The following is a 14,463-nucleotide window of genomic DNA, read 5'->3' as shown; positions in this document are numbered from 1 at the left end:
CGCCCCCTTAGCGGGTGTAGTGGTAGCCGTATTCATCCGCCTGGGCTTGCAGGTCGGGAGCGCCTTTAAGGTCAAGCGCAATTGGCTTGGGGTTTTTGTCGGCCAGAAGCAAACCATGGCCTGTCATGCGCTGGCAGGTATTGGCCGCCAGCGGAAAGCTGAGGAACATGGGCCCGGCCATCTGCTTGCGCAGGCAGGTAATATCCGTATCCACAAGCGGCCTGCGCCCCATTTCGGACGAACACCCACCCAGCAGGGCTGTCCCCACCACAAGGCCCAACGCCAGTTTGCTTGCTTTGTATGTCACGAAAACCCTGCCTGTCCTGATTGCAGCCACTCTCCGGGCCGTGCATCTATGCTGCCATGTTCACGCAGCCGCAGCTAGGGAGGCACGCTCACCCCCCCTTTCGCGCAGACGCATGGCAGGCCCGCCGTGTCAGCCTACTTCGTAACCCGCACCACGGATGGCGTTCTGCAACGAGGACACGCCAGCGCGCGCCGGATCATACGTAACAACCACTTCGTTCTTGGACAGGTTGACCTGCGTGCTTTCCACGCCATCAATGGCAGCCAGAGCCCGTTTAACGGCAGAGGCGCAACCATCGCATGTCATGCCTTCGACCAGAAAATCTGCTGTGCTCAAGCTTTCCGTTGCCTTGTCGGCCATTATCCGTGCTCCATAACCCTGAAATAAAAAACGCTGGTGCTTCCGCTTTCCATAGCGCAACTCCACCCTATTGAGAAACAGGGAAGTCACACACGGCAAGAGCATGTATGCTCCACCCCATGCCTGAACACCGCCCCACTCCGCCGCACACAGCCCCATGGCAGGACACTGTCCTGCACCGCCTGACACTGGCCGTACTGATCAGCCGGTTTGAAAGCAGGTTGCTGGCGAGCAGCAGTGCCACCCTGACCATGGAGGGCTGGCTGCGTGACACCCACATTACTGATAGTCTGCCCCTGCGGGTGGAGCACGTTGCAACAGACTGCCCACCACCCTGCCCTCCCCCTTTGCGGGCGGCCCTGAATATACCCGCCGACCCGCAATCAGTCCCCCTGCGTTACAGGAAAATCCACCTTGTCGCGGATGGGCGCATTTTTTCCAAAGCCGAGAACTGGTACAGGCCAGACCTGCTGACCAGCTTTATGCTGGCCCAGCTTGAGACAACCAGCATTCCCTTCGGGCATGTTGTGCAGCCTCTGGGGTTTTCACGCAGGCTTGTTACTCGTGAAACACTTTGGTCTCCCCTGCCCGACGGCTGGCCACATACTCCGGTTATCCCCGCTGGGCCGGAGGGCACACCACTGGCCATGCCCGAGCATATCTTCCGGCACGCCGCCACCTTGCATACAGGCAGCGGCACCGCATTCAGCGCGGTTGTGGAAACCTATACCCCACAAACACTTGGCCTACCCCCGGCCTGAGCAGGTACCCTCCTGCACTAAGGAATGGTCAGGCGTCCTCACCCATGCGGGTCGTATCGACAAATTTCTCGGTTGCGTCATCCAGCGCACGGGTCTTGCGCCCTCCGGGGCCATGCACATACAGGTCTTTACGATCAACATTCTGCACGACATCGGGCTGGACAGGCATAAGGTAGCGGGCGGGGCGCTGGTGGTCTGCCAGTTGCAGGGCCGGGTTGAAGACGGAATTGAACTTCCAGAGCATTTTGACAAAGTTGGTTTGCCCGTTGCGCAACAGCCGGGCCGCAATGCCTGCCGTATCCTTGAGCGCCTGCCATCCCATATGCTTGGTGTTAAGCACCTGCTGGGTCTTGACCAGTTCTTCATAAAACTCCGGCAAGGGCAGCTTTGTGGGTAGCACCGCATGCTGGATGTCAAACAGCCTGTAGTCCCGCGTGGTCAGGCGGCGCGCTTCCTTGTGCCAGATTTCCGTGCCGGGATAGGGCGTTGTCACGGACAGATTAACAATTTCCGGAATTTCCAGACACCACTGCCGGATGGTCTCAAACCGCTCCTTGTCCCACGACGGGTCGGCAATAATGTTGATAGCCACGATAAGACCAAGAGAGCGCGCATATTCCAGCGCCTCGAAATTCTTGTCCAGCGACACGCGCTTGCGGAACTGCTTCAGCCCTTCCTCATCCACGGCTTCCATGCCGATGAAGATGTAGGACAGACCAATCTCGCTCCAGACCTTGAAGACCTCCTTGTTCCGCAACAGCACATCGGCACGCGTTTCTAGGTAATATTCCTTCTTGATCCCCCGTTTCCTGATTTCATCCGCGATGGCCATACCGTGCTCTTCATGCACAAACGCCACGTCATCGACGATGAAAATACCGGGCTCCTCGATCTCCTCCAGCTCATCCGCGATGACCTGCGGGCTGGCAGTACGGTAGGAGCGGCCATAGAAGGTCCAGGCGGAACAGAAGGTGCAGTCCCACGGGCAACCACGCGCAAACTCAATTGATGCCGCAGGGTCCAATGTCCCGATGAAGTATTTTTTGCGGTGCCGCAAAAGGTCTCGCGCAGGGCGGATATCATCCAAGGATTGCACAAAAACAGGTGGTGGCCCTTCCCCGTCCAGTGTCACGACCCCTGGGACGGTCAGAATATCCTCCCCCTTGCCGACGGCATCCAGTAGCAGGCCGATGGTTGCATCGCCCTCGCCCTTGAGAATGCAGTTGACCGTGCCTTCAGCCAGTTCCAGCACATCCCGCGCAATAAAGGAGACCGAATGCCCGCCAATAACCTGCACAACGGTTGGAATACGGTAGCGGGTAGCCCGGCACAGGTCGAGAATTTCGGGCACATTGGCAAGGTAGCTGCCGGAATAGCAGACAACATCGGGCTGGAAATCCTCCAGCAGTGCCCAGTAGTCATCATGCGTTTCAACCTGAAGGTCGATAATCCGGACATCATGGCCCGCATTGCGCGCAGCCCCTGCCACCAGTTCCAGGCCCAGAGGCTCCAGCCGTAGGAAGACCTTGGTATACATGAGGGCGCTGGGATGAACCGCCAGAACTTTCATGACATTCCTTTCCGCAGGAACGGACCAGCCGCCATGCCTGTCGGGGTTACCGGCACGGCCCGCGTAATGAGTGTATCAGATGGTCTGACTCCCTAAAGTACAAACACCGTGACCGTCGTGGTCTGGTGGGCGGCACCTCCCATGCGTGGGGCGTTTATCTGGCTGTGGGGGCTTGTACACACGCCCAAAACAGAAACGGGCGCCACCTGCATGGCAGGGGCGCCCGTCGTGCAATCATACCCGAAGGCAGGATTACGGCAGGATTTCCGTTTCAGCAAAGAAGAAGCGGATTTCGTTAGCAGCGTTCTCAGCGCTGTCGGAGCCATGCACGGAGTTGGCTTCGATGCTTTCTGCAAACTGCGCGCGCACGGTGTTGGCTTCGGCCTTGCTGGGGTCGGTAGCGCCCATGACTTCACGGTTCTTGGCGACGGCGTTTTCGCCTTCGAGCACCTGCAGCACAACCGGGCCGGAGATCATGAAGGACACCAGATCGTTGTAGAAGGGGCGTTCCTTGTGCACAGCGTAAAACGCGCCAGCCTGGGCCGGGGTCAGCTGGACGCGCTTCTGGGCAACAATGCTCAGACCTGCATCTTCGAACACGGCATTGATCTTGCCGGTCAGGTTGCGGCGCGTTGCGTCGGGCTTAATGATGGAAAGGGTGCGTTCCTTAGCCATTGGGCTCTCCTGTTCAATATCCGCCACACTGTGGTGCCGGTTCACGCACCATCTAGAGCATATCGGCGCGGGCTGGTAGGTACCTGCCAGAATGTAATGATCCGATTCCGCTAGAAACGAGTGCCACGTTGAGCCTTCTTGTCATCTCCGACCTGACCCTCCGCATGGCGGGCCGCCTCCTGCTGGACCATGCCAGCCTGTCCATCGACCCCGGCCGCAAGGTCGGGCTTGTCGGGCGCAATGGGGCTGGCAAGTCCACCCTGCTGGCTGCCATAGCCGGAGACATCCCCCCCGATGGGGGGGAAATCCGCCTGTCCTCCCGCGCGCGCATGGCGCGCATCAAGCAGGAAGCCCCGTCTGACGGTGCCTCCCTGCTGGACACCGTGCTGGCGGGCGATCTGGAACGCAGCGCCCTGCTGGCCGAGTCCGAGCAGGCCTCCGACCCCATGCGGATTGCCGAAATTCATGAACGCCTGCGCGCGATCCAGGCCGACAGCGCCCCGGCCCGCGCGGCCTCTGTCCTGTCCGGGTTGGGGTTTGACGCCGCAGCCCAGGCCCGCCCTGTTTCCGACTTTTCAGGCGGCTGGCGCATGCGTGTCTCGCTTGCCACAGCGCTGTTCCTTGAGCCTGACCTGCTGCTGCTGGACGAGCCGACAAACCACCTGGACCTGGAAGCCACACTGTGGCTGGAGGACTGGCTGCGCCGCTTCTCAGGCGCTGCGCTGATTGTCAGCCATGACCGTGGCCTGCTCGATTCCTGCGTGGATGCCATTGCCCATCTGGACCGTGGCCACCTGACCCTGACCCCCGGTGGATACGAGAACTTTGTGCGCATCCGCACCGAGCACGCGTTGCAGCAAACCCGTCAGGCTGAAAAAATTGCGGCTCGGCGGGCGCATATGCAGTCCTTTGTCGACCGCTTTCGCGCCAAGGCCACCAAGGCCAAGCAGGCTCAGGCCCGCCTGAAAGCGCTTGAAAAACTACCTGTAATCGAGTCGGTAGTCGAGGACGCGGCCACCCAGTTCTCTTTCCCCGAACCTGAAGGTCTGCCGCCCCCCATCCTCCGCATGGAGCGGGCCAGCGTGGGGTATGACGGGCGCAGTATTCTGTCCAACCTGTCCATGCGGCTGGATATGGAAGATCGCATTGCCCTGCTGGGAGCCAATGGCAACGGCAAATCCACCCTGGTCAAGCTGATTGCCGGGCGTCTGGACCCTCTCTCAGGCACAGTGGAGCGCAACCCACGCCTGAAGATCGGCTATTTCGCCCAGCATCAGGCTGAAGAACTCCGTCTGGAACAAACGCCAGTAGACCACATGGCACGCGCCCTGCCCAAGGCCACGCCCCCGGTCGTACGGGCCCAGCTTGCGCGTTTTGGGCTGGATGCCCAGCGGGCAGAAACCCAGGTGCGTGACCTGTCCGGGGGGGAAAAAGCCCGCCTGCTGCTGGCTCTGGCCACGCGGGACGCCCCCCAGATTCTGCTGCTGGACGAACCCACCAACCACCTTGACCTCGACGCGCGCGATGCGCTTATCCGCGCTCTGGCGGATTATGAGGGGGCGGTGGTGCTGATCAGCCATGACCCCCACCTGGTCGAACTTGTGGCCGACCGCCTCTGGCTGGTGGCGGATGGCAAGGTAACCCCGTTCGAAGGGGATATGACCGAATACCGAAGCTGGCTGCTGGAACGCAACCGCGCTGCCAGCCGCCCACGTCAGGACAGCAGCCAGCCCACCAGTCGCAAGGAAGACAGGCGTGAACGCGCCGAAAGCCGCAAGGCTTTGGCCCCTTTGCGCAAGATTATCAAGGATGCCGAAGCCCGACTGGCCAAGCTGGCGGATGAACGTGCCCGCCTGGAAACCACACTGGCCGACCCTGCCCTATACGCGGACGGCAAAGCGGCCGAAGTCACGCGCCTGAACACACGCCTTGCCGCTATCGGCAAGGAACAGGAAGAGCAGGAAGAACTCTGGCTGAACGCCCAGAGCGACATGGAAGAAGCCCAGAACGAGGAAGGATAATCCCCCTCCCCGGTGTAAGCCCCCTTATTCCCGTGCACGGCAGAGCCGCCCTGCACGGGCAAGGCACATGGACGGCTTTACCTGTGAGCCGTCGCAGTCCGGCTGTTGTCACGCTTTTCCGACAGCAGGGACAACGCAAAAAGCAGCAGCCCGACAAGGGACAGGCCCATACCTGCCCAGCCTGTATCCGACAGGCCAAAGCCGGATGCCAGAACAACCCCGCCCAGCCACGCCCCAAGGGCATTGGCCAGATTAAAGGCTGCATGGTTCATGGATGCCGCCAAAGTCTGGGCATCGGCCGCAACATCCATCAGCCTGACCTGCATGGCCGGGGACAGAGCGATACCACCACCCAGCATAAAAACCGCCAGCGCTGTCAGCCAGATATTATGCGCCACCAGCGCAAACAGCCCCAGCGCAAAAGCATTCCACAGGAATGCTCCTACCGTCGTCCACTTCAGGCTTTTGTCCATCAGATAGCCGCCAGCCCATGCCCCAACGCACATGCCAACACCCCAGATGGCCTGAAACAGCGGCACGCCCCAGGTTGGTACCCCGGTGACCTCCTGCAAGGTTACGGAGAAGTAGGTGTACACGCAAAACATGCCCCCACACCCCACAGCCACCGTGCCCATGACGTACCAGACCTGCTTGCGGCTAAAAGCTGCCAGTTCCGAAATGGCCGAGCGCGCACGGTTAGGTTGGTCATAGGGCACCCATGCCAGCACCATCAGGCAGCATGCGGCCCCAATAAGCCCGATCAGCACATAGGCCAGACGCCAGTTCATGCTGCCGCCGACATACGTCGCCAGCGGTGCGCCCACAACATTGGCAATGGTCAGGCCCGAAAACACCCGCCCGACTGCCCGGCCCCGATAACCGCGCTCGACCAGCCCTGCGGCCACAAGCGCGGCAACCCCCATAAAAGCACCATGCGGCAGGCCACTGATAAAGCGGGCCAGATCCAGCATGCCCAAAGTGCCAGCCAGTGTACCCAGACCGTTTGTAACAGCAAACCACGCCATAAGCCCCACCAGCAACGACCGGCGGGACATGCGCGCAGCCACAACCGCAATCAGCGGAGCGCCAACAACCACCCCCAGCGCATAGGCTGAAATAGCCTGCCCGGTCTGTGGAATATCCGTGTGCATGCTCTGCGCCATCTGGGGCAGCAGCCCCATGGCCGCAAATTCCCCCGTGCCGATGGCAAAGGTGCCTACCGCCAGGGCAAGAATGGCCTTGGAGGCAGCCGCCAGCCCTCCGTCTTTCCTGCCAGACATTGTCAGTTTCCGCTCCTGATTCCACAGAATTTTCTTCTCAGCCCGCGACAGTCATGCCTAAGAATGCAAAACATTATGCACTGCGCGCCACGAAGCCTGCAGACAGCCGTTACACAGCAGACCTCCATTCTGAAAGAGCTTTTCTGCATGGCCTCAGACCCCATACCGCAAGATACCCCCCCTTCGGGGCAGGAACTGCCATGGCAGGACGCCCTGGTCCGACTCCTGCGCGCAACACTCGCCACACTGGCCATTGGCATGCTGATCTGGCTGCTGGGCGATGTGCTGATGGTGGTTTTTGCCTCCGTCTTATGTGCGGTCGTGCTGCATGGCCTGTCCAACATTCTGGTCCGCCACCTGCGCCTGTCCTACGGCTGGGCGCTGGGCATTGTTGTCATGGCCGTGCTGTGTAGCGGCGCCTTCCTGCTCTGGAACAGCGGCCCCTCCATCGCCAACGAAGCCATCAGGCTGCAAGAAGCCCTGCGCCAGCAGGAAGCGGCCCTGCGTACTGCCCTGAAAAATGATCCCACAGGTCAGATGATCCTGAAATATCTGCCCACCTCCATGGGCGGGCAGCAAAACGGGAGCGAAAGCAGCCTGGCCTCGCTTGGGTCGCGCATTGCCGGGTCCATGACCGGTATGCTGGGGTCAGCTTTCGGGGCGCTGGGGACCATCCTGGTCGTGCTGATTGCGGGGCTGTATTTTGCCATGTCCCCCGCGACCTATGCCAATGGCATGCTCCGCCTGATCCCCCCCGCCAAGCGCCCGCACATGCGCAGTCTGGTCCTGCGGGCAGGCCGCACCCTATGGGCGTGGGTGGCCGGACAGTCGCTGGACATGCTGGTGGTGGGGTCGCTCTCTGCCATCGGGCTATGGTTTATTGGTGTGCCGCTGCCACTGGCGCTGGGTGTGCTGGCCGGGCTCTGCAATTTCATACCCTATATCGGCGCGATCATGGGGGCTGTGCCTGCCCTGCTGCTGGCCCTGCCACTTGGCACGCGCGAAACTATCATGGTTGCCGTGCTTTATAGTGTCATCCAGTTTTTTGAAGGCAACGTGCTAGCCCCTGTCATCCAACGCCATGCGGTGCAGATGCCCCCGGCCCTGACGGTGCTGTCACAGACCCTGTTTGGTTCTATCCTCGGCTTTCCAGGGCTTATTTTTGCCTCGCCGCTGACGGCGGTCCTTTTGTCCATTCTTGACGGCGTGACAGAAGAACTGTCGGACACAGACCGCGTGTAGCAAGAAACCGTGACAGGAAACCGGGATGACGATAAAGTTTATGCAAGTATTTTGCGACTTCTGAGGACTGTTCATGCGCGTTCTTCTCGTGGAAGATGATCAAACTGTCCGCACTCTCATTACCAAAGGACTGGAAGAAGCCGGACACCAGGTCGCCTACACAGAAGACGGTCGGCAGGCACTGGCCCTTGCCGGGGCTGAACGATTCGATGTGATTATTCTCGACCGGATGCTGCCCGGCGGCATGGACGGTGTGCATGTGCTGTCCACCCTGCGCGGTGCTGGCGACAGCACCCCCGTCCTGCTGCTGTCAGCCATGGCAGATGTGGATGAAAAAGTAGCCGGGCTCAAAGCTGGTGGAGACGACTACGTTACCAAGCCTTTCTCCTTTTCCGAGCTTCAGGCCAGACTGGAAGCCCTGATCCGCCGCAACCGCAGTGAACAGTTGCCCCAGACGCGGCTAAGTGTCTCGGACCTGGAGATGGACCTGCTCTCGCGCACGGTGCGGCGCGCCAACCAGAAGATAGACCTGCAACCTCGGGAATTCCGACTGCTGGAATTTCTGATGCGCCATGCCGGGCAGGTTGTGACCCGCACCATGCTGCTTGAAGGTGTCTGGGACTATCACTTCGACCCCCAGACCAATGTGATTGATGTCCATATTTCCCGCCTGCGGCAGAAAATAGACAAGCCTTTCGACCAGCCACTGGTGCACACCGTCAGGAATGCTGGCTACGTTCTACAGGAATGACCGCAGGCCAGAACACCCAGCGTCCCTCCCGCTTTGCATGGCTGAAGTCTGTCAGCATGGTGTTCGGCCTTGCTTACGGGGCCCTGTTCATCACCTCTACCCTGCTGTTCCTGTCTGTGATCTGGTGGAGCACCATCGGGATGCTGGAACAGCGGACCGAACACTCCACCATGCTCGACGCCAGCGCCCTGCTGGCCACATGGACCACCACAGGGCTGGGTGGTCTGGCCGAAACCATCAACATGCGTCTTGCACAGGACCTTGATGATGATGCCCTCTACCTGCTGTGCAGCCCGGATGGCAGGATCATCGCAGGCAACCTCGCCCACTGGCCGTCCTCCTTGCAGCGGGAAGACACCTGGTACACCCTCAATGTCCAACGGGATGGCGAGAGCAATCAGGCACGTCTAAGAGCCTGGTTATTGCCCGATGGCTACCGTCTGCTAGTCGGGCGCGACATACGCGGGCGGGCGCAATTCCAGCGTATTTTCAACAATATCCTACTGTGGACCTGTGGTGTGGTCGCACTCCTCGCCGCCAGTGGTGGCTGGGCAATCCGCGCCATGTTCCGCAGGATTATCCACTCCATCAACCACACGACTGTTGCCATTACACGTGGTGATATCTCACAACGCATTCCCCTCCGCGGCGCGGAAGATGAACTGGATGACGTCGCCCGCACCATCAACGACATGCTGGACCGCATCTGCCGCCTGATGGCAGGGGTCACACAGGTTTCCAACAATATTGCACATGACCTGCGCACACCCATTACCCGTGCGCGGGCCGAGCTTGAAAACGCCGCCCGCCATGCCCGAACCGAGGACGATCTGCGCCTGGCCATTGACCAGGCTATCCTGAACCTGGACAACGTTGCTGGCATTTGCAGCGCCATGCTGCGGGTCGCACAGATTGAATCGGGCGTCAGACGGTCGGCCTTTTCCCACTTTGACCTTGTGCCCGCCATACAGGACACCATCGAACTCTACGACGCCCTGGCAGAAGACCGAGGGCTGAGCCTGACAACCTCCTTACCCGCCCAACTTCCCTTCTTTGGTGACCGGACGATGATCCAGCAGGTGGTGGCCAACCTGCTGGACAATGCCATTAAATTTTCCGCGCCACAGACCTGTATTACCCTGAGCGTCAGCTTGCAGACTGTTGAGCCCCCCACAGACAGTGCATCCAATCAGGTTTTCCGGCTGGAAATACGGGACCGGGGCATTGGCATGTCTGCTGCGGAAATGGCACTGGCCCCGGAACGCTTTTTCCGGGCAGAAAAAGCCCGTACGACTGCCGGTTCCGGCCTTGGGCTGACACTGGTGCAGGCCATTGTGCACCTGCATGGTGGCACCATGGCGCTGGCTGATAATACGCCGGGCCTTGTCGTCACCCTGGACCTGCCCGTTGTTGCCGCCCCACCTGCTGAAGACAGGCAGAGTAGCTGATTCTCAACGGCTCCTGACGCCACTTCGTTAATAGATCGTTCAGCGCGACAAGTTTCCTTGAAATTCAGGCAGTCATATTTCCATAGTTTTGTCATGCAATCCCGCCTGATTCTCGTGCTTACACTTAGTATCAGCTGTGGTGCCACGGCCTGGCACGACTGGTGCGGCTGGAAAAACAACCTGCCTGCTTTTGGCCCCGGCGGGATACCCTTCCCTATCGAGACCCAGAAACCGCAGGCCTCTGTCGCCGTTACATCCGACAGTCTTCCTTTTTGTCTTGCCCTGGCGCAGGAGGTGGACTCCTATCAGCTTCAGCCATCACCCATTGTCGCAGGCCTACGACAAAGTGGCCTGACCCTGTGCCGTAACGGCAACATCCGCATCGGGCTGACCCGCCTCAGGCGTGCGGTCCGGATCCTGAAAGGAAGCTCTCCCTAATGTTTCATTCATTCCGGTTTCATGGTCAGGCCCGCACTCTGGGTTTTATGACTGCTCTGGCCCTTGGTATGCCCGCAACAGGGCTTGCCCAGACGGCCAGCCCGGCGGCTGAAACAAAACTGCATATCAGCGCGGAAGGCACAGTGCAGGCCCCGCCAGACCAGATTACCGCCACCTTCCGTGTTGAAGCCCAAGGCAAAAGCCCTGCCGCAGCACAACAGTCCGTTAACGCCCAGATCAGCCGCGCCATGGCTACGAGCAGCAAGGTCAAGGGGCTGAAAAGTGCGGCGTTGAACTACTCCGTGTCTCAAACCCGGCCCGACAAGGCGCGGCCATTCTGGACAGCCCAGCAATCCCTGACATTAACTGCCAGTGATGGTCAGGCTCTTCTCCCCCTGGCGGGTGAACTCCAGGCCAGCGGCTTGATTCTGGAAGGGCTGGAATGGTCTCTGTCCGAGTCCCGGCGACAGGGGCTGCTGCTGGAGGCCGAGAAGAACGCTGTCACGGACCTGCAAAAACAGGCCGAAACACTGGCGGCGTCTCTTGGCCTGCATGTGGCGCGGTTTGAAACTCTCAATTTTTCAGAATTCACGCCCATCCGCCCCATGCCTGTCATGATGATGGCGGCACGCAGTAGCGCAGACACTACTCCCCCCAGCAGCACTGAAGAAACACAGACCGTGCGGGCCCGTGGCAATGCCACGGTCATTCTGACCCACTGACAGCACGGCCACCCTGCCAACAGTCGTTTGGCAGGGGGCGGCTCAGTTGCAGGCACGGCGTAAGCAGCCACCCAGACCCATGCCAGACACGGTCGTGTTTTTTGTAACAGAACACACGGCTGTTCCACCGCATCCAGGCCGCACACAATGCACAAAAAAGCCCTGCGGCTAAGGCCACAGGGCTTTAAAAACACCTTACCTGCCCTTGCCCCAAGCCGTGCCTGGGTAAGGGCCAGCAGGGGTCAGCGTGGTGCCAGCACCATGATCATCTGCCGGTTTTCAAGACGCGGCATCTGCTCAACTTTTACCAGCTCTTCCACTTCAAGGCGTACACGCTCCAGAACCTTGATCCCCAGTTCCTGGTGCGCCATTTCACGACCACGGAAACGCAGCGTGACCTTGACCTTGTCGCCGTCGCCAATAAAGCTTTTGATGGCGCGCATTTTGACCTGGTAGTCATTTTCGTCGATATTCGGGCGAACCTTGACTTCCTTGATCTCGATGACCTTCTGCTTTTTCTTGGCTTCGTTGCGCTTTTTCTGCTGTTCGTATTTGAACTTGCCGTAGTCGAGAATCTTCGCGACAGGCGGCTCAGCGTTAGGGCTGATTTCCAGCAGGTCAAGGCCGACACCATACGCACGGGCCAGAGCATCCCGCACGGTCATGATGCCAGCCATTTCGCCGTTTTCGTCAATCAGTCGAACTTGCGGCACACGGATTTCTTCGTTTACCCGCGGCCCTTCACGGCTTGGCGGCGCGGGATAAGGGGATCTGGCTATGGTCGGCTCCTGTAATTCGTTACAAAAGACAGAAGCACCCTGCGGCACTCCTGTCTGGCGGCATTATGTGCGCAATTCTCTGGCTTTTATCAAGCAGCGCACAACAAAAACCTGTTCATTGCAGCATTGCCACAACAGGCTTCAGGCTTTCTTAAGGTCTGGGGGCGTTGCTTCCTCAGCCAGACGGCTGACAACGGCTTCCAGCGTCAGGCTTTCCTGCGCCTGGCTGCCCAGCCGCCGCATGGCCACCGTACGCTCCTCGGCTTCCTTACGCCCGACGACAAGAATGACAGGCACGCGGGCAAGGCTATGCTCGCGCACCTTGGCGTTGATCTTGTCGTTGCGGACATCGGCCTCGGCCACCAGACCTGCGGCACGGAGGGCTGCTGTAACCTCCTGCGCATACGGGGCCGCGTCACTGACGATCGACGCCACCACAACCTGCACAGGGGCCAGCCACAGCGGGAAACGCCCGGCGTGCTGCTCAATGAGGATACCCAGAAACCGCTCGAAAGACCCAAGAATGGCCCGGTGCAGCATGACCGGACGGTGCCGTGCGGAGTCTTCACCCACATAGCTGGCATCCAGCCGCTCGGGCAGCACCAGGTCCACCTGCAACGTGCCGCACTGCCAGTCACGCCCGATAGCATCCCGCAGCACAAACTCCAGCTTGGGGCCGTAAAAAGCGCCCTCACCAGGATTATGCTCGTAGTCCACACCGGCCACGGCACAGGCTTCCTTAAGGGCGGCTTCCGCCTTGTCCCAGACTTCCTCGCTACCTGCGCGCTGCTCAGGCCGGTCAGCAAATTTCACGCGGACATGTTCAAACCCGAGGTCGGCGTACACATCATGCAGCATCTGCACAAACCGTACGGTTTCGTCAGCAATCTGGTCTTCGGTGCAGAAAATATGGGCGTCGTCCTGCGTAAACCCACGCACGCGCATCAAGCCATGCAACGCGCCAGACGGTTCATAACGGTGGCAGGCGCCAAATTCCGCCATACGCAGCGGCAGTTCCCGGTAGGACCGCAGGCCGTGGCGGAAAATCTGCACATGGCACGGGCAGTTCATAGGCTTAAGGGCGAGAGTCTTTTCCTCATCCTCCACTGTAGCGATGAACATGTGGTGCCGGTATTTGTCCCAGTGGCCGGAGGCCTCCCACAATCCACGGTCAACAAGCTGGGGGGTGCGCACTTCCTCATACCCATGGCGGGTCTGCATGCGGCGCATATAATCCTGCAACACACTGTAGATGCGCCAGCCCTTGGCATGCCAGAAGACCTGCCCCACTGCTTCTTCCTGAAAATGGAACAGCGCCATTTCCCGCCCGATCCGGCGGTGGTCACGCCGCTCTGCTTCTTCAAGCTGTAGCAGGTAGGCGTCCAGTTCCTTCTGGTCGCGCCAGGCGGTGCCGTAAACGCGGGTCAGCATGGGGTTACGGTGGTCACCACGCCAGTAGGCGCCGGCCACCTTCATCAGCTTGAAGGCCGTGCCAACATCCTGTGTGGTGCGCAGGTGCGGCCCGCGGCACAGGTCCAGCCACTGCCCCTGCCTATAGACCGAGATTTCCTCAGTCTCTGGCAGGTCACGGATCAGTTGAGCCTTGAAGGACTCCCCACGTTCTTCAAAAAACGCAATGGCGGCATCACGCTGCCAGACATCGCGCTCGAACGGGGCCGCGCTGGCTACGATTTCCTTCATCCGCGCCTCAATAGCGGCGAAGTCTTCGGGCGTGAACGGTTCAGCACGGTAAAAATCGTAATAGAAGCCGTTTTCAATGGACGGGCCAATCGTGACCTGCGTGCCAGGAAAAAGCGACTGCACCGCCTCGGCCAGAACATGGGCCGCGTCATGGCGGATCAGTTCAAGGGCTTCGGGGTCTTTGCGGGTAATAAAACGCAGGGCCGCGTCGGAGCGGATGGACTGGCGGATATCGCACAGCACACCGTCAACTTCCATCGCAAGGGCGGCACGGGCCAGACCGGGGCCGATTGCCTCAGCCACCGTCGTGCCCGTCACCGGCCCGTCAAAACTACGAACAGAACCGTCAGGCAGGGTGATAGCGGGCATACGTCTCAAGCTCCAGATCGGAAAAAATTCACAACCCAT

General features: G+C 60.0%; 14 protein-coding genes. 7 read left to right on the top strand and 7 right to left on the bottom strand.

The genetic code is table 11. From position 1 onward, the window contains the following. Window positions 1-7 precede the first annotated feature (7 nt). Complete coding sequence (locus FLP30_RS08105) at window positions 8-232, bottom strand: hypothetical protein (RefSeq protein ID WP_246856637.1); 225 nt, start codon at window positions 230-232, stop codon at window positions 8-10. Window positions 233-436: 204 nt separating this feature from the next. Then, the gene (locus FLP30_RS08100; RefSeq protein ID WP_149279366.1) at window positions 437-667 is read right to left on the bottom strand and encodes a heavy-metal-associated domain-containing protein; all 231 of its coding nucleotides are present in this window, start codon (window positions 665-667) and stop codon (window positions 437-439) included. A gap of 107 nt (window positions 668-774) precedes the next feature. Between FLP30_RS08100 and FLP30_RS08095 the strand changes: the two genes are divergently transcribed. After that, on the top strand, window positions 775-1,428 hold the full coding sequence (locus FLP30_RS08095) for a hypothetical protein (protein ID WP_149279365.1): 654 nt from the start codon (window positions 775-777) through the stop codon (window positions 1,426-1,428). 28 nt (window positions 1,429-1,456) lie between these two features. On the opposite strand, the gene hpnR is transcribed toward FLP30_RS08095, so the two are convergent. Together hpnR and ndk are read right to left on the bottom strand one after the other, a co-directional pair. Beyond that, window positions 1,457-2,998, bottom strand: a complete 1,542-nt coding sequence (hpnR, locus tag FLP30_RS08090; RefSeq protein WP_149279364.1) for a hopanoid C-3 methylase HpnR — start codon at window positions 2,996-2,998, stop codon at window positions 1,457-1,459. A gap of 252 nt (window positions 2,999-3,250) precedes the next feature. After that, window positions 3,251-3,673, bottom strand: coding sequence for a nucleoside-diphosphate kinase (gene ndk / locus FLP30_RS08085; protein ID WP_149279363.1), 423 nt, complete (start codon window positions 3,671-3,673; stop codon window positions 3,251-3,253). Window positions 3,674-3,801: 128 nt separating this feature from the next. Here ndk and FLP30_RS08080 point away from each other — a divergent pair, with 128 nt between their 5' ends. Then, window positions 3,802-5,694, top strand: coding sequence for an ABC-F family ATP-binding cassette domain-containing protein (locus FLP30_RS08080; protein ID WP_149279362.1), 1,893 nt, complete (start codon window positions 3,802-3,804; stop codon window positions 5,692-5,694). Window positions 5,695-5,771: 77 nt separating this feature from the next. Here FLP30_RS08080 and FLP30_RS08075 read toward each other — a convergent pair whose 3' ends face one another. After that, the gene (locus FLP30_RS08075) at window positions 5,772-6,974 is read right to left on the bottom strand and encodes an MFS transporter (RefSeq protein WP_246856470.1); all 1,203 of its coding nucleotides are present in this window, start codon (window positions 6,972-6,974) and stop codon (window positions 5,772-5,774) included. 258 nt (window positions 6,975-7,232) lie between these two features. Between FLP30_RS08075 and FLP30_RS08070 the strand changes: the two genes are divergently transcribed. The 5 genes from FLP30_RS08070 to FLP30_RS08050 all read left to right on the top strand — a co-directional run bounded on the left by FLP30_RS08070 (window position 7,233) and on the right by FLP30_RS08050 (window position 11,575). Beyond that, window positions 7,233-8,216 (top strand): AI-2E family transporter, encoded by a 984-nt coding sequence (locus FLP30_RS08070; RefSeq protein WP_408834564.1) that lies wholly within the window; start codon window positions 7,233-7,235, stop codon window positions 8,214-8,216. Between the two features lie 73 nt (window positions 8,217-8,289). Then, window positions 8,290-8,967 (top strand): response regulator transcription factor, encoded by a 678-nt coding sequence (locus FLP30_RS08065; protein WP_149279360.1) that lies wholly within the window; start codon window positions 8,290-8,292, stop codon window positions 8,965-8,967. After that, window positions 8,964-10,415 (top strand): sensor histidine kinase, encoded by a 1,452-nt coding sequence (locus FLP30_RS08060; RefSeq protein ID WP_149279359.1) that lies wholly within the window; start codon window positions 8,964-8,966, stop codon window positions 10,413-10,415. The genes FLP30_RS08065 and FLP30_RS08060 overlap by 4 nt, the downstream gene beginning before the upstream one ends. Window positions 10,416-10,529: 114 nt before the next feature. After that, the gene (locus FLP30_RS08055; protein ID WP_149279358.1) at window positions 10,530-10,853 is read left to right on the top strand and encodes a hypothetical protein; all 324 of its coding nucleotides are present in this window, start codon (window positions 10,530-10,532) and stop codon (window positions 10,851-10,853) included. Then, a complete protein-coding gene (locus FLP30_RS08050; RefSeq protein WP_149279357.1) occupies window positions 10,853-11,575 on the top strand; it encodes an SIMPL domain-containing protein in 723 nt (240 codons plus the stop codon). The genes FLP30_RS08055 and FLP30_RS08050 overlap by 1 nt, the downstream gene beginning before the upstream one ends. Window positions 11,576-11,817: 242 nt before the next feature. Here FLP30_RS08050 and infC read toward each other — a convergent pair whose 3' ends face one another. Beyond that, a complete protein-coding gene (gene infC / locus FLP30_RS08045; RefSeq protein WP_149280295.1) occupies window positions 11,818-12,354 on the bottom strand; it encodes a translation initiation factor IF-3 in 537 nt (178 codons plus the stop codon). A 141-nt stretch (window positions 12,355-12,495) separates the two neighbouring features. Further along, the gene (gene thrS, locus FLP30_RS08040; RefSeq protein ID WP_149279356.1) at window positions 12,496-14,424 is read right to left on the bottom strand and encodes a threonine--tRNA ligase; all 1,929 of its coding nucleotides are present in this window, start codon (window positions 14,422-14,424) and stop codon (window positions 12,496-12,498) included. Window positions 14,425-14,463 lie beyond the last annotated feature (39 nt).

Source organism: Acetobacter vaccinii (genome assembly GCF_008365315.1).
GTDB classification, from domain to species: Bacteria; Pseudomonadota; Alphaproteobacteria; order Acetobacterales; family Acetobacteraceae; genus Acetobacter; species Acetobacter vaccinii.
The sequence above is the reverse complement of the archived record's forward strand: the minus strand, read 5'-3'. Positions and strand labels throughout refer to the sequence as shown.